This window comes from Microbacterium sp. STF-2, assembly GCF_034650155.1.
GTDB lineage: Bacteria > Actinomycetota > Actinomycetes > Actinomycetales > Microbacteriaceae > Microbacterium > Microbacterium maritypicum_A.
Genome location: NZ_JARKMW010000002.1, coordinates 42,327 through 60,741, shown reverse-complemented (window position 1 = coordinate 60,741; position 18,415 = coordinate 42,327). Strand labels below are relative to the sequence as shown.

Below are 18,415 nucleotides of genomic sequence, written 5' to 3'. Positions count from 1 at the left end.
CGCATGCGTGAGGGGGCATCGGCAGAGCAGCTTGCGAAGGCCGTTCGCTGGGAACCGATGGTGTCGTCGTGGCTCGGCGGGCAGGTGCTCGCCGACCATATCCCCATCATCAGGGGGAGGGCGACCGGGACGACGCGTCAGAAGGTGCAGTCCGAGCTTCGCATCACGGTCCCGCCGACGTCCGTCGAGAACGGCCGGCTTCGCCGCTGGCGACCGGACGCACCGGAGCATGCGCTTGCGAAGAACGGTCAGGTGCTCGACGTTTCTCTGAACGTCGAGGGCACGCTCATCCGCATTGGCCGCTACAAGGTGCACGACTGGAAAGAGAACGGCGACGGATCGATTGACGTCTGGGGCAAGGGCATGCTGCACGACATCGACGAGGACCGGCTGCAGGCCGCGACCGGTCCACGCGACGACGGCACGCTTCGATCCGAGTTCGCGCGGCTGACGCCCTCCTACATGTCGGCGCAGTTCGATCCGACGCTCGTCGATCGCGAATGCCCGAAGGCGATGGAGTGGCCGAAGGAACGCCTCGACGCCCTCTACGAGATCGCGGACGCGTGGCCGGCGCGACTGCGCGAGGACGCGTGGGGCGGAATCCGGATCCTGCCACCGCTGCCCGACGCCCCGATCCCGCTGATCAGCCTGCACGACGGGCCGGACGGCACGCTCATCGCGGCACCGCTGTCGGACACCCGCGAGGGCGCTCCGAACGTGTTCGTCGTGACGTCGTCGGCCGACGGTGTCGAGGCGCAAGCGATCGTGTCGATCGACAACGGGCCGATGTCTGCGGCGGGGGAGTACCACCCGGTGCCGGAGTTCTTCTCATCCCCGCTCCTGCGGGATGAGGCGGACTGTCTCGCCGCGGCGCTCACGCACCGTGCGGAGTCCCTGCGGCGCACCAAGATCCGCAGCGCCACGCTCGCTCCCGATCCGCGCATCGAGCTCGACGATCCGATCGAACTCATCATCGGCTACGAGACGGACGAGCAGGTCACCGCCTGGGGTTACGTCGTCGGCTTCGACCTGCCACTGACGCCCCGTGACGGGGAGATGCAGGCGGACGTCGCCGTGTTCTGAGGGGAGGACGTCTGATGGTCTCGAACCTCGACCTGTTCAAACTCGCTGATCCGCTGCCTGAGGGGCTGCCTCCCGGCGTGGAACGCGGGGCGATCGTCACCGGTCGGCTGCTGGGGCTGGACATCGCCGCGGGACTCGCGCAGGTGTCCGTGAACGAGTCCGATGGCGTGTGGGTTCCCGCGTCTGCGGCCATCTACCCGCCGAACGGGTACGTTCGTCTGCTCCGCTCACCGCTCGACGGCGGCCGCATCGCCTACTGCCTCGGGCCACTGGTGTCCGGGTCCGCGATCGCCGGCGGCACCGTCGTGTCGGTCAACTCCACGGTGGGACTGCTGAAGGTCACGACCCTCGGCGCGACTTACGACCTGCCGTATCCGCCCGGCACGTATGCCGCGAACACACCCGTGCACGTCGTCCGCTCCCCGTCGAGGTTCGGCCTCCCGGAGTATGTGCTTGGACCCTCCGGCGGTTACAACGCAGCGAACCCGGGGCAGCCCGGCGCGGGCGCCGAGAACCCCGCGCAGGTCGTGGCGCGGCAGGCGATCCTCCTTCCGCAGTTCACGGGTGCGTGGCGCGCCAACTTCGGCCGCTGGAATGACTGGAACGCCGATCGCTACGGCGGCCGGACGACGCTCTACCAGGGAAACGCCTTCGGCTCCGGCCCGATGATCGGCCTCGCCGGATACGGCGAGCAGATCGTCGCACTCGGCGCGCTCAAGATCACCCGCATGCAGGCCGCGGTCTACAGGGCGGACTCCTCGACCACTGCCGCGAAGGTGCCCGTCCTTCAGCCCTCGCCGCACGGCGGACACCCCGGCGGCGCTCCGACCATCTCGCCGGCCGCCGCGGCAACCGGACCCGCGCTCGTGCCCAACGCCGGCGCGCACGTCGAACTGCCCGCGTCTGTCTTCGAGGCATTCCGCACTGGCGCTTTCAAGGGGCTCGTCACCGTCGGGTCGGACTACGCCGGATTCTCCGGCGCGCCTGACCGCGCACCGATCCACGCCGACGGCATGGCTCTCGTCGTGCAATACCAAGTCACCGGATAGGGGGCAGCCAGTGGACGAACCGACACCCGAGGTCGACACGGTCTCGGGCGAACCGCCGGCGGAGCCTCCGACCGACGGCATCTATACGACCTGCCCGATCTGCTTCGCCATCGCGGCGAGTGGTGTCGGGCACGAGGCGTGGCACGCGTCACGCGGAGAGGGCATGACTGATGCCGATCCAGAACGCACGTAAGCACAAGATCCCCGGAGGCGGGGAGCAGACCGTGAACCGCAAGATGCTGTTCGAAGACTTCGGCAACAGCATCCGCGACATCGTTCCCGTCGCCAGCATCAACGAGCGCGGCCAACTCCTCACCGCGCTCAGCAACGCAGGCGAAGCGCCAACGCCCGCCCGCCCACTGGTCGTGCTCCGCGCGGACGCCCGCGGCCTGCACAGGATCGAGTACACGACCGACGGGACCATCTGGCTCCCAGCCTCGGGCGTCCTCGACTTCCAGACGAAAGCGCTCGCTGATTCCTTCGGGAGCAGCAACGGCGGCCTGATCTCCGTCGGTGACACCTGCACAGCGGCCGGAGTTTCGTACTACTGGACGGGCGCGTCCTGGGACCGAGACACAGCTTGGGCGGCTCTGACCCTGGGGAACTCGTGGGTGAACTTCGGTGCCCCGTTCCGCAACGCCGCATACAAGCGTGAGAACGGGTGGGTCAGTCTGCGCGGATCCATTAAGGCGGGAGAGGTCGGTGTGACCAAGCCGATTGCCACCCTCCCGACCGGGTTCCGTCCGATAGGTGGAGATGAGCAGTACCTCGTCCCCGCCAACCTCGGAACGGCCGACCTCCGCGTCGCCACTGACGGATCGATCTACATCGCCGCCATTCGGAACGGCGGCGACAACGGCGTCGTCGGAATCTCACAAGTGAGGTTCTCGATATGAGTTACGGGAACGGGCGCATCCCGCTCGACCGACTCGTACACCTCGGCGGCGAACACTACCTGCCGCCCGGCACGGCCGCGCGATGGAAGTGGCTACAGCGCGTCGCCCACGAGAAGTACGGCGTCTGGCTGATCATCACCGTCGGATGGAACGCCTACCGCCCACTCGATGTGCAGGTCACCTATAAGCGTCTCTACGGGAACATGGCCGCCGAGCCGGGGAAGTCCTCGCACGGCGGCACCTTCGGCGGACGCATCGTCTTCGCGGTCGACGTCAACAACTGGGCCGCACTCGGCTGGGATCGCTTCGTCGCTCTCTGTCGCCTCGCGGGCTTCACCGTCGATTTTGTGTCCCCGCGCGAGCAGTGGCACATCGGCGACTTCAACGACGGCTGGGCCGTCCCCGCCGGATCTGAAACAACCCCCACCATCAAGCCCGAAACCACGCGCAAGCGGAGGAGAGAGACCATGATTCACGCAGCATGGCGCGACACGAACGGCACCATCGGCGTGCAGTGTCGGCCGAACGGACGCATCACCCTGATTGGCGACCCGATCGAATGGGCGGGCATCTCCGCCGGATCGGGAGCAAGCTTCTACCAGGTCGGCAACGATCACCTGCAGGGGCTGATCCGCCGCTTCGGTACGATCCCCTGGCCGAACTACGACGACGGCACGACCACCCAGCACGTCCAGGTCGTCGCCCCGCTCGACGGCGGACCGTCCCGATACCTCGCGTTCGGTGACGACCTCTGGCCGATCTCGGGCACGGACGCGCTCGCGAAGGTCATGGAGCAGGGCGTCGCCGTCGTCATGCTCCCGGCCGATGTGATCAAGGCGCGGCTGAAGTCGTGACCCCGACCGAACTGCAGGCCTTCGTCGCCTGGGTCGGTGCCGTCTGTACGGCAGTGGGTGGCGTGGTCGGCGGCATCGTCGGCCACGTCGTCTCCGACCGGAAGTCGAAGCGTGATGTCAAGGTCGCCGAGGTCGTCGCCGAGACCTCGGCGCAGGACAAGCTCATCGACCAGCTGCAGGAAGAGCTTTCGCGGTACCGCGACGACAACGACCGCAGGATCGGCCGCCTCGAGAGTGCCGTCGACGAGCTCACGAACGAGAACCGCGCTTACCGCGCATTCATCGGCGTGCAACGCGATCACATGGCCGCGCACGGCATCCCCCTCCCTCCCTGGCCGGAAGGCCTCCCGAGATAGATCGGAGCATCATGAACAAGATCTGGTTTCCGCTGCAGCGCGCGATCCGCACCGCAGTCGCGGTGTTCCTCACGGCGTCCGCCATGCTCGCGACGACAGCGCTCGTCGCGCCGCAGGTCGTCGCCGCCGTGCAGGATGTCCTCCCCGGCGATGTGGTGGTGTGGCTCGCCGGCGCGCTCGCTACACTCACGGCGATCAGCGCGGCGATCTCGCGGGTCATGGCGATCCCGCAGGTCGACGAGTTCCTCAAGAGGTTCGGTGCCGGCTCTGCGCCGAAGAACGGTATCGCGCACATCAACCCGGACGGCACGCTCGTCGGCATGACCCGCCGTCAGTGGCGCGCCATGCTCGACGGCGCCGACACCGGCGAGCGTGATCCGCTCCCGACCCACAACGACGCCTGAGCTCATGAACGACATCCCCCTTCCTCGCTTCGGCGGGGGAGGGGGATCTCGTCGTTCACGCGACACGTCTCGCGGGCGACGGATCAGCCTCCGCCTGCGCACGACGCGGCGCGCTCCGCCGGCGAATCCGTCGCGCCCGCGAACGCGACGCCTATACGGTGGGTTTCGGAGTCGTGTGGGTTCCGGCCTGTCGTCGTCGCGTGCCGAGCGCGATGTGCTCGTCGAGCTCGAGCGGGAGAGCGCGCAGAGCGGACGCCAGGGTACGCGTGTAGTCGTTCTCATAGAACCCGATCCAGCACCCGACCTCGGCGGCCAGGAGGTCATGGCGTTCGCCGGCGGTCTCGTAGAGCTCCGCGATCACCAGTGCAGGATCAGAGGTGTAGCAGTTCCGCGACATGACGCAGCTGATCGCGATGCGCATGTTGACGTCGGGGGGCAGTCCGCGGGATGGCATGGCCGAATGTCCTTCCTCCGGCCGAGAGGTTTGATGCTACGCGCTGCCTCCGACGGCAGCGCTACCCTGGCGTCATGAAGCGAACACGCCTCGTCCTCGTCGTCCTCACTGTCCTGGCACTCTCGGGGTGTGCCGCACCCGGACCCGAGAGCGGTCCGACTCCCAGCCCGGTCGAGACCGCGGACGAGCAGCAGGGCGGGACGACGCTCCTCGACCTGAAGAACATGTACTCTGACGCCGGCGGAGGGTGCGACAACCCGCAACGCCGGTCGACTGCAGTAGCCGAGGACACTGCCGACTGCGAGGACGGCGCGGTGATCTCGGTATACGACTCACAATCCCAGCGCGACAGCGCCATCGCAGTTCTTCAGGGACTTCAGGACACGAACCCGTCGCCGCACGTGATCGCTGTCGGCTCCGACTGGACAGTCAACGGAGGCAGCGCTGACTCCGTCGCCGATGCGATGGGAGGCGAGGCGCTGCAGATCGGCGAGCCGGGCGCTGCCGCCGTGGAGTCTGATCCCGCGATCGACCTGACCACCGATGCGGGTCTGTGCGCCGCGGACGCCGAACTGTCGAACCTTGAGCTCAACGATGCGCTCGCTCCGGTGCTCGGATATCCGAGCGACCGCGATCTTCGATCCTCAGATCAGGACGAGGCCATCCGTGCGTACAAGAACGCCGCGTTCGAGCGGGCTTGTCCTGCTCGCGCTGGATGAGTCGCGGCAGCGGGATCAGGAACGTGTCGTTGACGAGATGGCCCCCGCCGACGCCTGGGCTATGCCCCCTAGCTGAACGCATGCGGGTAGCGAGTGGGGGAGAAGTCGCTCCGGGGCAGAACGGCATCAGACCCTAGTCACGTTGATGACAGGGGCTGTGCCCTGGTGGAGGTCACACCGATGCAGGAGGGTTCGCTTCGTCGTCGCGCGATGCTCGCCGGACTCGCAGCGCCTGCAGACCACCGATTACACCGCTCAGCGCGGCGTCGGGGTGCAAGCCACGTGTTGGCATAGCCGGGATCCTTCCTCCGGCCGAGAAGATGAGCGTACGTCAGATCAGTGACATTCGCTCACGGAACGGGTGGGAGATCCTCCTCGGAATAGTCCGGCCCGAACCTCAGGAACGCCACGTCGAAGGGCAGGGCGAAATCCCGCCCGCGGGCGCGACGGCGCTCCCACGCGACGAGCAGCAGACTCAGCCGGCGCAGCTCACCGCCGAGCGCTTGCAGATCCTGTTCCCGTCGCGCCCCACCCATCAACCACTCGTGCGCGTTCATCCCATTCGCCGCGAGTGCTCGCTGATCCCGGGGGCGTCGTTCGACCGCCGCCAGCATCTCGAATCGCGCCCAAATCGCCGTAGCCGGACCCGCAGCGTAGAGCGGCTCCGGAGGTTCGGTTCCCGTCCGCCGCTGTGCCACCGCGCTCCGCGCCTCAGTCACTGCCTCAAGCGCTGAAACAGCGAGTTCACGACGCTGCGCCCGACGCGTCTGGGCACGTTGCGTCAGCATCGTCAGACCCGCGCCGACGAGGACACCCAGCAGCGGAAGGAACGGCGTCGTTAGATCAGCGATAGCCGCAACGACGTCTGTGATATTCGACATCCTCAGACCCTACCGACCGTAGTGAAACGCGACGCGGAGCGGACGCCCGCGCTGTCGCGTCGCTCGTGTCCGCTGGCGACGTGCGTCGACGCGCGACGAATGTCACTCGAAAGCGGACGCCGACCTCAGCGCTATGGTGACTTCATGCTCAACGATCGCGTGGTTCGACTCCGCGCCAGGCGAAAGATGTCCGTCGTTCCGTTGCCCTCCATGGTCACCGATCTAGAGACGATCTTCGACGTGATCGACCGCGTTGGTTCGTACCTCGAGATGCTCCACGAACCGAACGCAGATGGGAACCGACCTCCAATCTCGGAGCGGTACAGCGTGACCCGAGGCGAAGTGGAGCGTCAAGTGCTTTCGACACTCGGCACCCACGAGCGCAACTCGCTTGTGGCGACCGTCACCGTAGGTATCAAGACGGTGACCGTCTCCTGCAACGCAGCTTCGGTGCATGTCTCCGCAGCAGACGAGGGCGAATCGGATGAGGCCTACTTTCGGGCGATCAAGATTCTGCTCGAGGGAGGTTCGTGGCGCCCGACGTGGAGGTCGCTGCGGTTCATCCTGCCGTTGCTGCCCCTACTGCTAATCGTGGTCGGCGCCGTATGGGTTCTGGCGACCGTAGAAGTGCCTGCGGGCGCGGTCGTCGCCGGCGTCGGAGCCGTAGTGCTCTTGGGTGCAGTGGCCGTTCACTGGAGCAACCGTCTTCGGGCTCTGACGGCTCACATACCGTCTGGACGCATCCGCATACGCGGGCAGTCGCGCCAGCAGACCTATGCTGACCGCGCCGATCGGTGGGCGAACTTCAAAGCGATCGCCATTACAGCCATCATCAGCGTCCCTGCCACCCTCATCGCGGGCTTCTTCACCGACTGGTTCGGCTGGGGCTAGCGGCAACCACGTCTGCGACATTCGACATCCTCAGGAAGATCAGGCACCAGTTACATTGATGACAGAGGCTCGGCCCTGGTCCTAGCGCGAGTCAGTGGTCGTGTTCGACGGTGGCGGCCGCCGCGCCTGTGCTGGCGGGCAGGAGCCGAGTTCGCGCGAAAAGGACCGCGCTTGCTCCGGCTGCGGCTGCGATGACCAGTAGCGTGATTGCGGCGCCGGTCAGGTTCGCCGCTCCGAGCCAACCTGCGATCGGGTAGGTAAGCAAGAAGCAGGCGTGGGAGAGTGCGAACTGTGCCGTATAGACGAGGTTCCGGTTCGCCGGGGTCGAGGCATCGGCGAGCAGTCGCGATGATGGCGTGTTCACCAGCGAGGTGCCCATGCCGAGCAGTACCCAGGTGCCGAGCAGCACCAACCATCCTGCACCAGTGGTGGCCGCGACCGCGGTGACCACGACGGCGACGACCAATCCAGCGACGATGACGGTCGCGCCGGTGATCATCGTGCGGATCACGCCGATCTTGTCGACCAGCCAGGGGATGTTCACCGCGACGGCGAGCGAGCCTATGCCGTAGCAGGCTAGTGCGAGCGCGAGGGCTTCCTCGCCGAGCCCGAAGATGCCGCGGGCATAGACGACGGAGTTCACGAGGACGATCGCGGTGCCGGCGGCGACGACGATGTTCGTGAGCATCAGGAACCGAAGCGTGGGCGTCCGGGCGAACACCTTCGCGCCGAGCGGGAGCCGCGACCAGAACGGCAGCACCGGCCCGTCATCGGTGCGGGCGGGGAGCCGGGCGCGGAGTACGAGGAGGGCTGAGCAGGTGAAGCCGATCGCGGTGCCGACGAAGAGGTTGTTGTAGCTGATCACGGTCAGCAGGACCGCGGCGATAGTCGGGCTCAGCAGCGCCTCGAGGTCATAGGCCAGCCGCGACAGTGACAAGGCCCGGGTGTAGTCCTCCGGCTCTGGGAGGACCGAAGGGATTAGGGATTGGAATGCGGGGGTGAACGTCGCTGACGCGGATTGCAGCACGAAGACGAGCACGTAGATCTGCCAGGCCTCGGTGACGAATGGCAGCATCAACGCGATCGCCAGGCGGATCAGGTCCGCAGCGATGAGAACGGCTTTCTTCGGGAGCCGGTCGACGATCGCGGCGATCAGCGGCGCGACACCGACGTAGGCGACCATCTTGATCGTCAACGCGGTTCCGAGAACCGACCCGGCCGCGTCGCCCGCGATGTCGAACGCAAGAAGCCCGAGGGCGACGGTGAGCAGGCCGGTGCCGAGCAGGGCGATCACTTGCGCGGCGAACAGCTTCGCGTAGGTGGGGTTGCGGAGGACCTGCAGCATCAGTGGACGTCCTCTGGGCTGGGGTGCTCGCCGCGGTGATGGGCTGGGTCGTTGCTGAGGGAGTGCTGGGCCTGGAAGATCGCGTCCGCGACCAACTGACGGGCGTGCTCGTTCGTCAGCCGGTAGAACACCTTCGTGCCCTCCTGCCGCGTCGACACGATCCTCGCCAACCGTAGCTTCGCCAGATGCTGCGAGACCGCGGGTGCCGACTTGTCGACGATGTCCGCGAGATGGTTCACCGAGAGCTCCTGATCACGCAGCGCGAGGATGATCCGGATCCGTGTGGCGTCCGCGAGCATCGAGAACACCTCGACTGCGAGCTCGACGTACTCGCTCTCTGAGGACAGTGAACATTTAGAATCTGCATGCATACGCAGATTATTGCATAGAGGTGGGATCAGGAGCGTGTCACATTGATGACCGCGGGATTGGTGGTGCTCATCTGGGCCGTCGCCGGTCCTGCTCTGACCTCGCTGTTCGAGCAGGCGATCCAGAGGGTCTCGGGGCTCTGACATGGAGGACCGGAGTGGTTGCGCGGATGATCGCGGCTCCAGCCCGGTGGAGTTCGTGCTGGTCGGAACGCTCCTCACCGCCCTCACACTCGCTGTGCTGCAGCTCGCCTTCGCGGTGTACGTGCGCAACGTGGTGCACGACGCTGCCGTCGAAGGCGCCTACCACGCGGCTCTCGCCGATACGACCCCGGAGGAGGGCATCGCACGCACCAGAGACGTGATCTCGCGAGCGGTGGGGGCGGACTACGCCGAGGACATCCGCATCGGCGTCTCCGGCGCCCCGCCGTACGAGACGGTCGACGTCCGGGTCCGCACGACGTTTCCGCTGCTCGGACTGATCGGCCTCCCCCTCGCGATGGAGGTGGAGGCTCGTGCACCTGCCGAGACTTTCGGAGAAGAATGACGAGGGATCGGCCGCGCTCGAGTTCATCGCGGTGGGGGTGATCCTTCTCGTGCCGCTCATCTATCTCGTGATCGCGCTCGGTGCGATCCAGGAACAGACGCTCGGAGCCGAGGCAGCAGCACGGCACGTCGCCCGTGTCGTCGCGCGCGCACCCGATGCGACGACGGCGGCGGAGAGGAGCGATGCGGTGCTGGCGGGGATCGTGGACGAGTACGGTCTGGATGAGGAAGCGGTGAATCTGACGATCGCCTGCACCCCACGCGCGGTCGAGTGCCCGTCAGCCGGGGCGACCATCGTCGTCACCGTCACCACGTCGGTGCGACTTCCATTGGTGCCGGAGATGCTCGGACTCGATCGCTCGACCGCTGTCCCCGTGCAAGCCGAAGCGGTGCAGAAGGTGTCGCGACTGTGGGGCGCAGAATGAGAGACCTGTCCCGGACAGGGACGGGCGCCGTCGGCGACCACGAAGAGGGGAGTGTGCTGCTCCTCACCCTCGGCTACGTGCTTCTGGCTCTGGCCGTGATCTTCGTGTGCGTCTGCGCGACCGATCTCTACATCGCCCAGAAGCGGTTGGATGCGCTCGCCGATTCCGCCGCGCTCGCCGGAGCGGACGGCTTCACCCTGGCGGTGCGCGACGGCAGCGTGCGTGCCGAACTCACGGATGACGGCGTCGAGCAGCAAGCCGAGGCGATGGTGTCCGCCTTGCCGGGGGAGGCGACGATCACCGCCGCAGGCACGCCTGACGGCGCCACCGCACGAGTCACCGTCACGGCGGAGTGGCGTCCGCCCTTGGTGTCCGTGTTCGTGCCCGACGGCGTCCCGCTGGAGTCGACCGCCACGAGTCGCACCGCCCTGCGGTGACCGGCCCCTGTGGTGACCGGCCCCTGCGGTGACCGGCCCCTGGGGATCAGCGTGGGGCGCGCAGCTGCGCGAGCAGTCCGTCGAGTCGAGGAACGAGCTGCGGCGGCACCTCGGCCGGCAGCGCGTCGACCGGCCACCAGCGCAGGTCTTCCGATTCCTCGCTCACCGTGAGCGCAGCGTCGCGGTCGACGACCACGGCGATCCCGACGTCGAGGTGCGAGGCGCAGGAGCCGAAGCGGGACGAAAGTCCGTGATGGTCGAGATCGTAGGCGAGAGGTGCGGCCGCCGGGTCCACCGCGATACCCGTCTCCTCGCGCAGTTCGCGCAATGCACCGCTCAGGACCGAATCGTCTCCGTCCTCGACGTGACCTCCCGGCTGCACCCAGAACTGCCCCTTGCGATGGAAGACGAGCAGCGTGTGCTCGAGCGACACATCGAACACGACACATGACGCGGTGAGGTGGTCCGGGCCCGACTCACGATGCACTGGGCCTCCGTCGGCCCCGAAGAACGAGGCGAAGTCGGCCTGCGCGGCGCGGTCGCGCTCCGATCGGGGAGCGAAGGCCGAGATCAGGCGGTGGGCGTCCGCTTCCAGAATCGAGATCATTCCTGCTCTCCTTCGGAGGAGTCGTCGTCGGCTTCCGGTCGCTCGCGAGGGACGAACTGCGGGATCCAGCGCAGGAAGCCGAGGGCGCCGACCAGACCGACCACACCCATCGCGGCCGCCGCGAACGGCAGGGCGGCGACAGCGGTGATGGCCGAGACCAGTAGCGGAGCGATCGCCCCGCCCGCGTCGGTGAGCGTGCGCCAGGAACCGAGGAAGGCCGCGGGTTCGCGCTTCGGCGCGACGTCGGCGCCCAGGGTCAGCAGGATCCCGCTCGACAGGCCGTTGCCGACACCGAGGACCGCGGCGAACATGCCGAACCACAGCACCGCCGCATCGACGTCGTGCGTGAAGGACAGCGCGAGGAAGCCGGCTCCCATCAGCACCATCGCGGGCATCGCCGCCCACAGTCGACCGAAGCGATCCATCACCTGCCCGCTCGCGTAGAACAGGGCGAAGTCGATGGCCCCGGAGACACCGACGACGAGGGCGATGGTCGAGGCGTCCAATCCCAGCGACAGTCCCCAGAGCGGCAGCACGACCTGACGAGCCGAGCGCACGGCGGAGAGCGACGCGGCGGCGAGTCCGAGGCGTCCGAGCACCGCCCGCTGGCGCCACATCGTCTGGAAGATGCCCAGGCGTTCGACTGTCGGGATCGACCCGCTCACCGCCTCGCCGGAGTCTTCCAGATAGCGCTCGTGGGCGCTCGCCGGAACGGGAGGGATCATCTTCTCCGGGTCGGGCCCGAAGAGCACCAGCACCACCATGACCACGAGACAGGCGAGGAAGAACCAGATCGCCGCGCTCTCACTCCCGAACAGCTGCAGGAGTCCTGCGGCCACGAACGGTCCAATGAAGATGCCGAGGCGGAAGCTGCCGCCGAGAAGGGAGAGGGAGCGCGCGCGGAAGGTGACCGGCACCCGAGTGGTCATGAAGGCGTGCCGGGCGAGACCGAAGGCCGCCGCGCAGATCCCGAGGAGGAACACGGATGCCGCCAGCACGCCCAGCGACGGCGCGAACACCATCCCGATCCCGGCGACGATCGCGATCACGCCGGCGATCACCATCGTGTATCTCTCGCCGACCTTGCCCACTGCCCATCCGGCGGGGAGATTCCCGCACAGCTGCCCGATGACGAGCGCGGAGGCCACGAGTGCCGCGAACGCCACGTCTGCGCCCATGGACGCGGCGAGCACCGGGATCAGCGGGATCACGGCTCCCTCGCCGAGTGCGAAGAGGATCGTCGGCAGGTACACCATGGGTCCGAATTGCCGAACGACCGTCGATGCACTGCTCACAGCTTCACGCTACTCCGCTCGACCAGGGATCTCGGACGACGGGGTCCCCGCGCGGGCAGGCGGCACGTTAGGCTGAGGTGTCATGCTCGAACTAGATCTCTCCGCCGAAATCCAGGCGCTCAGGCACACCTTCGGCGACATCAGCGAGGTCGTCGATGTCTCCCGTCTCCGCGACGACATCGCGCGTCTCAGCGAGGAGGCCGGCGCCCCCGACCTCTGGGACGACACCGAGAACGCGCAGAAGGTGACCAGCGCACTCAGCCACCGTCAGTCCGAGCTCGCCCGCATCACCGGCATCGCTCAGCGTCTCGACGACCTCGAGGTGCTCGTCGGGCTCGCGAACGAGATGGGCGATGAGGACTCCGCACAGGAGGCTCGTGCCGAACTCGCCGCCCTCACCGACCTGATCAACCAGCTCGAGGTGCAGACGCTGCTCGACGGCGAATACGACGAGCGATCCGCGATCATCACGATCCGCTCCGGCGCGGGCGGCGACGACGCCACCGATTTCGCCGAGATGCTGATGCGCATGTACCTGCGCTGGGCGGAACGGCACAAGTACCCGGTCAAGGTCATGGACACGTCCTACGCAGAGGGCGCGGGCATCAAGTCGGCGACCTTCGAGATCGACGCGCCCTACGCCTTCGGCACCATCTCGGTCGAGGCCGGAACGCATCGCCTCGCGCGCATCAGCCCGTTCGGCTCGGCCGACAAGCGCCAGACGTCGTTCGCCGCCGTCGAGGTCATCCCGCTGATGGAGGAGGCCACCGAGGTCGACATCCCGGAGAGCGATATCCGCGTCGACGTCTTCCGCTCCTCCGGTCCCGGTGGGCAGTCGGTCAACACGACCGACTCGGCCGTGCGCCTCACCCACCTCCCGACCGGCATCGTCGTCTCCATGCAGAACGAGAAGTCGCAGATCCAGAACCGCGCCGCAGCGATGCGCGTGCTGCAGACCCGATTGCTGCTGTTGCAGAAGGAGCAGGAGGCGGCGAAGAAGAAGGAGCTCGCGGGCAACATCACCGCGAGCTGGGGCGACCAGATGCGCTCCTACTTCCTCTACGGCCAGCAGCTGGTGAAAGATCTCCGCACGGGTCAGGAGTCCGGCAACCCTGCGGCCGTCTTCGACGGCGATCTCGACGACTTCATCTCCGCGGGCATCCGTTGGCGTAAGCGCAAGATCGAGGACTGAGTCCACGAAGAAGGCCCCGGAGCGATCCGGGGCCTTCTTGCTGCGCGCGCGCGTTCAGCGCCCGGAGTCGCGGAGGGTCCCGGTCACATCCTCGTAGCTGAAGAGGATGCACTGCACGGTGCGGTCGTTCTCCCGGATCCAGGTCGCCTTCGTCGGCTGGTAGTTGTAGAAGTCGAGTTCGGAAGCCTCGTAGGATCTGCCGACATACGCCTCGAACGCCTCATAACAGCCGTTCCACGCACTTTCGTTCAGCACGTCGTCGCCGGGGAATTCGCCGTCCTCGACGTCGTAGATGAAGAAGACCTCGTCGGTATGCGGTTGCTCACAGGGAACCACGGGCAGCTCGAACACCAATTCGTCTTCGCCGTACTCGACCAATGGCAGGCAGTCGCCCACTTCGAGGTCGGCGAAGGGCACCATCTCGGCACCCTCGATCGACGAGGGGTCCTGGCTCTCGGTGGCGGTGCCGCCATCCGTCGGCCGTTCGCTGGGAGTGCCGAACGACGTGCCGTCGGTATCCGGCGACGAGGTCGTCGCGGCCACCAGGAAGGACACAGCGGCAGCGAGGATCGCACCGACCACGGCGATGACGAGACCGGTGATCCCCGGCCACTTCCTTCCGCGGAGGAACAGGGAGATGAGCGACATCACGAACCCGACCGCGAGAAGGGCCCATCCGGCGATCGCGATCGCGGGAATGCAGGCACTGACGACGCCGACGATGACGGCGACCAGGCCGAAGATGCCCACCACCGGCACTCCGGCCGCAGGCTGCGGAGAAGGAGTCACCGGCCACGTGGCCGCCGGATACCCTCCATAGGGCGCGGAGGTCGTGCTGGTCTGGGGCGCTGCGGCAGCCGATGGAGAGAACGTCTGGCCGGCGAGCGTGTATGGCGGGACGAAGGGCGCCTGCTCGGCGTCGGCTGAGGGAACGACAGGTGCGGCCGGTTCCGGAGTCGACCCGGCGGGGGTCGACGCGGCTGCGGTCGTCTCGGCTGCGGTCGTCTCGGCTGCGGTCGTCTCGGTGGCGGGTGCGTGTTGCCCGGTGACGACGTGCTCCGTCCACTGCAGTCCGTCCCACCACCGTCGGTTTCCGGAGCCGTCGTCGTACCAGCCGGCAGGTGTTGTCATCAGGCGTTCCGTGCGTCTTTCTCGGTCGGCGGATGCGCGGTGAGGTCGTCTCGCCACGCTGGCCTCTCCACAGGGGCTCGGCCGTCAGTGACGACGGTAGCGGCGCTGCGGGGTCTGTGTCGAATGAGAAGACGATCACGTGAAGAAGGCCTCGGGAGCACGGTGCTCCCGAGGCCTTCTTGGCCCATTGGGGACGGGTCAGGGCACCAAGCACCCGGTGATCGCATCGGTGTCGCCGAGCACCTCGGCGACACCGTACAGGGCATCGGTGTCGGTGAGGGGGCCGTCGCTGTCGGCGATCGTGCGCAGCGTCGCATTGTCGAGGTCGGAGGCGACGAAGAGGTCGGCGAGGCAGGTGATCTGAGCCTCGGTGTACCCCTCTGCACCTGACGAGGCGAGAATGGCCGTCAGACCTTGCGCGACCTCAGGAGCGGTCGGACGAACTCCGACATCCGTTCCTTCGGAGCCGTCGGTATCGCTCGGCGCGGTGGCCTCGATCGACGGAGAAGAGGTGGGCAGCTTGTCGATCTCCTCGCTCACTCCCTGCGCGAAGGCGAAGAGGTAGACGAACGACATCACGATGCCGATGATCGTCCCGACGACCGCCAGGATGAGTCCGGCGATGCCCGGCCACTTCTTCCCCTTGAGGAACAGCGAGATGAGCGACACGATGAATCCCGCGCCGAGCAGGATGAAGCCGAAGAATCCGATCACCGGGATGAAGACCAGGATGGTGCCGAGCACCCCGAGCCCGAGCCCGACGAGTCCGAGAATCGAGAGCTTCTTCGGTTCCTCGACGGCAGGCTGCCCGTACGGGGCTGCAGCCGGATACCCCGTCGTGCTGCCGGAGTACGCCGGGGCGGTGCCGGGGTAGACGTCGGCCGACGGCGTCGGAACCTCCGCCGGGGCGGCTGGAGCGGCCGGAGCGGCTGGTGCGGAGTAGGCGCCGAGGTCGTCGCTCAGGGGAGTCGTCGGTGCGGTCGTGTCCGGCGACGGGGGTGTGGTCGCGGTGTCGTCGGATGCACGGATCACGGTGTCGTCGATCGACGATGCCGAGGACCCGGCCTGTTCCGAAGACCCGGCGTGCGCGTCGGGATCGACCGCGGCGTCCGCGGCCTCCGGGGCGAAGTGCTCGGTCCACTGCTGGCCGTCCCACCAGCGCTGTCGACCCGATCCGTCGTCGTACCATCCTGCGGGCGTTGTCATGGCTCCCCCTTGAAAGAACTCGGCAGCTGCTTCCTGCAGCCGACATCTTCATGTATAGCAGTGGGAGGCGACGCGCCACCGGGTCGCGGATGGGGAGCTCTCCCCATCCGGCCCTGAGGGCGGAAGCGCCGTGCGGGGTGTCGCTCGCGGCCAGGCGACAGCACGCACTTAGGCTCGTAGCGCCATGATTCGGTTCGAGAACGTCACGAAACGCTACCGCGGGACGTCGAAGCCCGCCCTTTCCGGAGTCGACTTCGAGGTGCAACGCGGGGAGTTCGTCTTCCTCGTCGGAGCCTCGGGTTCCGGCAAGTCCTCCTGTCTGCGCCTTATTCTGCGCGAAGACGTCCCGACGTCGGGGCGGGTCGCGGTGCTCGGCAGAGACCTGCGCGCGCTCGCGAACCGGAAGGTGCCGTACTTCCGCCGCCACATCGGGTCGGTCTTCCAGGACTTCCGGTTGCTGCCTTCGAAGACCGTCTACCAGAACGTCGCGTTCACGCTTCAGGTGACCGGTTCGTCGCGCGGCTTCATCCAGCAGGCGGTTCCGGAGGCTCTCGCCCTCGTGGGGCTCGACGGCAAACAGAAGCGGATGCCCCACGAGCTCTCGGGTGGAGAGCAGCAGCGGGTCGCCATCGCGCGAGCCCTCGTCAACCGTCCCCAGGTTCTGCTCGCCGACGAGCCGACCGGAAACCTCGACCCCGCGACGTCGGTCGACATCATGCAGCTGCTCGCTCGCATCAACGCCGGCGGCACCACTGTGTTGATGGCCACGCACGAAGCCGGATTCGTCGACCAGATGCAGCGCCGAGTGATCGAGCTGCGTGACGGGGAGATGGTGCGCGACGAGGTGCACGGCGGATACGGCGACACCTCCAACATCCCGCGCCTCGTCCCGGAGGAGGTGCGCGGAGCGGCGGCGGCGGCTGCTCTCACCGCGGTCCAGGAGGTGCAGCGTCAGACAGCCGATCTCTCGGTGGTGCGTGCCGCGCTGGCCGAGGAGCTCAGCACTCAGCGCAAGGCGGCCGCGTCCTCCGTCGACCGCGAGGGAGAGACCGTGGTTCCCCCGGCCCCGCGCACGGTCGAACCTCCGGAGCCGGTGCATTCCCCGGAGACCGGCGCCGCGGCCGGAGTCGTGGAGCCTCCTGCTGTCGCGGAGACCCCTGCTGTCGCGGAGCCTCGTGCTGTCGTGGAACCTCCGACGGTGATCCGGCCGCGTACCCATCCGATCGCTCTGCCGACGGTGGACGTCGCCGAGCTCGGCGTCGCCGATCGCCTCGGACTCTCCGATGAAGACGACGAGGAAGTGGGCCCGACCTCATGAGAATCGGACTCATCCTGACCGAAGCCCTGGGCGGCCTGCGGCGGAACATCTCGATGGTGATCTCCGTCGTGCTCGTCACCTTCGTCTCCTTGACGTTCGTGGGCGCCGCGATCCTCATGCAGGGGCAGATCGGGGTCATGCGCGGGTACTGGGCCGAACGTGCCCAGGTGGCGGTGTACATGTGTTCGGCGGTCTCGGAATCCGAGACGTGCCTCGACGGCGCGGCGAGCGAGGAGCAGGTCGCCTCCGTCCGGGCTCAGCTCGAGGGTGACGCGCTCAAGCCGCTCATCAGCTCCATGACCTTCGATACGAAGGAAGAGACGTACGCCAAGCTCGTCGACCAGCTCGGCGCGGACCAGGCGAGCGTGCTCTCGCCCGACCAGGCGTTCGAGGTGTTCTTCGTCACGATGAAGGATCCTGGTCAGTCGCAGGTGCTCGCCGAGGCCTTCAGCGGACAGGCCGGGGTCGAGCAGGTCAAGGACCAGCTGCAGTATCTCGAGCCGTTGTTCTCCGCGTTGACGGTCGCGACCTACATCGCGGTGGGAATCGCCGTGCTCATGCTCATCGCGGCGACCCTACTGATCGGCACGACCATCCGATTGTCCGCGTATGCGAGGCGCAAGGAGATCGGCATCATGCGCTTGGTCGGAGCCTCGAACCGCTTCATCCAGACGCCGTTCGTCCTCGAGGGCGTGTTCGCCGCCTTCCTCGGCTCGGCTCTGGCCAGCGCCGCCGTCGTCGCCGGTATGCACTTCGGGGTCAACGGCTACCTGCGGGGGAGGGTGCCGTTCATCACCACATGGGTCACGATGCAGGACGCGGCTCTCGTGGTTCCCGTGCTGATCGGGATCGGCGTGATCCTCGCCGCGCTCTCCGCCGGCTTCGCGATCCGACGCTGGCTGCGTACCTGATAGCCTGAAAGGCTGCTCGGTCGGAACGATCGATCGAGCTCATCACG

The 18,415-nt window shown here is 67.3% G+C and carries 23 protein-coding genes; 15 read left to right on the top strand and 8 right to left on the bottom strand.

Going from position 1 to position 18,415, the window contains the following annotated elements; translation table 11 throughout:
* The first annotated feature begins 3 nt into the window (after positions 1-3).
* Genes MicroSTF_RS14015 through MicroSTF_RS13985 form a run of 7 tightly spaced genes read left to right on the top strand, consistent with a single transcriptional unit; the run spans position 4 to position 4,642 of the window.
* Positions 4-1,083: a hypothetical protein gene (locus MicroSTF_RS14015; protein ID WP_322956492.1), complete on the top strand. Its 1,080-nt coding sequence runs from the start codon at positions 4-6 to the stop codon at positions 1,081-1,083.
* A 14-nt stretch (positions 1,084-1,097) separates the two neighbouring features.
* Positions 1,098-2,132: a hypothetical protein gene (locus tag MicroSTF_RS14010; protein WP_322956490.1), complete on the top strand. Its 1,035-nt coding sequence runs from the start codon at positions 1,098-1,100 to the stop codon at positions 2,130-2,132.
* A gap of 10 nt (positions 2,133-2,142) precedes the next feature.
* Positions 2,143-2,325, top strand: a complete 183-nt coding sequence (locus MicroSTF_RS14005; protein ID WP_322956488.1) for a hypothetical protein — start codon at positions 2,143-2,145, stop codon at positions 2,323-2,325.
* Positions 2,303-3,028 carry a hypothetical protein gene (locus MicroSTF_RS14000; protein ID WP_322956486.1) on the top strand — a complete coding sequence of 242 codons (726 nt, stop codon included), beginning with the start codon at positions 2,303-2,305 and terminating at the stop codon, positions 3,026-3,028. Before MicroSTF_RS14005 ends, MicroSTF_RS14000 begins: the two co-directional genes overlap by 23 nt.
* Entirely contained in the window at positions 3,025-3,882 is an 858-nt protein-coding gene (locus MicroSTF_RS13995; RefSeq protein WP_322956485.1) for a hypothetical protein, read from the top strand. Before MicroSTF_RS14000 ends, MicroSTF_RS13995 begins: the two co-directional genes overlap by 4 nt.
* Positions 3,879-4,238: a hypothetical protein gene (locus tag MicroSTF_RS13990; RefSeq protein ID WP_322956483.1), complete on the top strand. Its 360-nt coding sequence runs from the start codon at positions 3,879-3,881 to the stop codon at positions 4,236-4,238. Before MicroSTF_RS13995 ends, MicroSTF_RS13990 begins: the two co-directional genes overlap by 4 nt.
* An 11-nt stretch (positions 4,239-4,249) precedes the next feature.
* Positions 4,250-4,642: a hypothetical protein gene (locus tag MicroSTF_RS13985; protein WP_322956481.1), complete on the top strand. Its 393-nt coding sequence runs from the start codon at positions 4,250-4,252 to the stop codon at positions 4,640-4,642.
* 151 nt (positions 4,643-4,793) lie between these two features.
* Here the strand turns inward: MicroSTF_RS13985 and MicroSTF_RS13980 are convergent, their stop codons facing one another.
* Complete coding sequence (locus MicroSTF_RS13980; RefSeq protein ID WP_322956479.1) at positions 4,794-5,096, bottom strand: hypothetical protein; 303 nt, start codon at positions 5,094-5,096, stop codon at positions 4,794-4,796.
* 74 nt (positions 5,097-5,170) lie between these two features.
* On the opposite strand from MicroSTF_RS13980, the gene MicroSTF_RS13975 reads away from it, so the two are divergent.
* Complete coding sequence (locus tag MicroSTF_RS13975) at positions 5,171-5,815, top strand: hypothetical protein (RefSeq protein WP_322956477.1); 645 nt, start codon at positions 5,171-5,173, stop codon at positions 5,813-5,815.
* A gap of 350 nt (positions 5,816-6,165) precedes the next feature.
* Here MicroSTF_RS13975 and MicroSTF_RS13970 read toward each other — a convergent pair whose 3' ends face one another.
* The gene (locus MicroSTF_RS13970; protein ID WP_322956475.1) at positions 6,166-6,372 is read right to left on the bottom strand and encodes a hypothetical protein; all 207 of its coding nucleotides are present in this window, start codon (positions 6,370-6,372) and stop codon (positions 6,166-6,168) included.
* A gap of 468 nt (positions 6,373-6,840) precedes the next feature.
* Here MicroSTF_RS13970 and MicroSTF_RS13965 point away from each other — a divergent pair, with 468 nt between their 5' ends.
* Positions 6,841-7,587, top strand: a complete 747-nt coding sequence (locus MicroSTF_RS13965; protein ID WP_322956474.1) for a hypothetical protein — start codon at positions 6,841-6,843, stop codon at positions 7,585-7,587.
* A gap of 91 nt (positions 7,588-7,678) precedes the next feature.
* On the opposite strand, the gene MicroSTF_RS13960 is transcribed toward MicroSTF_RS13965, so the two are convergent.
* Together MicroSTF_RS13960 and MicroSTF_RS13955 are read right to left on the bottom strand one after the other, a co-directional pair.
* Positions 7,679-8,932 carry an MFS transporter gene (locus MicroSTF_RS13960; RefSeq protein WP_322956472.1) on the bottom strand — a complete coding sequence of 418 codons (1,254 nt, stop codon included), beginning with the start codon at positions 8,930-8,932 and terminating at the stop codon, positions 7,679-7,681.
* Positions 8,932-9,303, bottom strand: a complete 372-nt coding sequence (locus MicroSTF_RS13955) for a metalloregulator ArsR/SmtB family transcription factor (RefSeq protein WP_322956469.1) — start codon at positions 9,301-9,303, stop codon at positions 8,932-8,934. The genes MicroSTF_RS13960 and MicroSTF_RS13955 overlap by 1 nt, the downstream gene beginning before the upstream one ends.
* A gap of 142 nt (positions 9,304-9,445) precedes the next feature.
* Here MicroSTF_RS13955 and MicroSTF_RS13950 point away from each other — a divergent pair, with 142 nt between their 5' ends.
* From MicroSTF_RS13950 to MicroSTF_RS13940, 3 genes are read left to right on the top strand one after another with little or no spacing between them, the layout of a single operon-like run.
* A complete protein-coding gene (locus MicroSTF_RS13950; protein WP_029260595.1) occupies positions 9,446-9,847 on the top strand; it encodes a TadE/TadG family type IV pilus assembly protein in 402 nt (133 codons plus the stop codon).
* Positions 9,816-10,271, top strand: a complete 456-nt coding sequence (locus MicroSTF_RS13945; RefSeq protein WP_021199793.1) for a hypothetical protein — start codon at positions 9,816-9,818, stop codon at positions 10,269-10,271. Before MicroSTF_RS13950 ends, MicroSTF_RS13945 begins: the two co-directional genes overlap by 32 nt.
* On the top strand, positions 10,268-10,708 hold the full coding sequence (locus MicroSTF_RS13940) for a pilus assembly protein TadG-related protein (protein ID WP_322956466.1): 441 nt from the start codon (positions 10,268-10,270) through the stop codon (positions 10,706-10,708). The genes MicroSTF_RS13945 and MicroSTF_RS13940 overlap by 4 nt, the downstream gene beginning before the upstream one ends.
* Before the next feature lie 46 nt (positions 10,709-10,754).
* On the opposite strand, the gene MicroSTF_RS13935 is transcribed toward MicroSTF_RS13940, so the two are convergent.
* A complete protein-coding gene (locus tag MicroSTF_RS13935) occupies positions 10,755-11,315 on the bottom strand; it encodes an NUDIX hydrolase (RefSeq protein WP_051667890.1) in 561 nt (186 codons plus the stop codon).
* Complete coding sequence (locus MicroSTF_RS13930) at positions 11,312-12,571, bottom strand: MFS transporter (protein ID WP_322957792.1); 1,260 nt, start codon at positions 12,569-12,571, stop codon at positions 11,312-11,314. Before MicroSTF_RS13930 ends, MicroSTF_RS13935 begins: the two co-directional genes overlap by 4 nt.
* Before the next feature lie 121 nt (positions 12,572-12,692).
* Between MicroSTF_RS13930 and prfB the strand changes: the two genes are divergently transcribed.
* The gene (gene prfB / locus MicroSTF_RS13925) at positions 12,693-13,802 is read left to right on the top strand and encodes a peptide chain release factor 2 (protein WP_029260598.1); all 1,110 of its coding nucleotides are present in this window, start codon (positions 12,693-12,695) and stop codon (positions 13,800-13,802) included.
* Positions 13,803-13,856: 54 nt separating this feature from the next.
* On the opposite strand, the gene MicroSTF_RS13920 is transcribed toward prfB, so the two are convergent.
* Both MicroSTF_RS13920 and MicroSTF_RS13915 read right to left on the bottom strand, forming a co-directional pair.
* On the bottom strand, positions 13,857-14,933 hold the full coding sequence (locus tag MicroSTF_RS13920; RefSeq protein WP_051671221.1) for a DUF2510 domain-containing protein: 1,077 nt from the start codon (positions 14,931-14,933) through the stop codon (positions 13,857-13,859).
* A gap of 198 nt (positions 14,934-15,131) precedes the next feature.
* Complete coding sequence (locus tag MicroSTF_RS13915; RefSeq protein ID WP_322956465.1) at positions 15,132-16,139, bottom strand: DUF2510 domain-containing protein; 1,008 nt, start codon at positions 16,137-16,139, stop codon at positions 15,132-15,134.
* A gap of 184 nt (positions 16,140-16,323) precedes the next feature.
* Between MicroSTF_RS13915 and ftsE the strand changes: the two genes are divergently transcribed.
* Positions 16,324-17,457: a cell division ATP-binding protein FtsE gene (gene ftsE, locus MicroSTF_RS13910; protein WP_021199786.1), complete on the top strand. Its 1,134-nt coding sequence runs from the start codon at positions 16,324-16,326 to the stop codon at positions 17,455-17,457.
* Positions 17,454-18,368, top strand: a complete 915-nt coding sequence (ftsX, locus tag MicroSTF_RS13905; RefSeq protein ID WP_029260601.1) for a permease-like cell division protein FtsX — start codon at positions 17,454-17,456, stop codon at positions 18,366-18,368. The genes ftsE and ftsX overlap by 4 nt, the downstream gene beginning before the upstream one ends.
* Positions 18,369-18,415 lie beyond the last annotated feature (47 nt).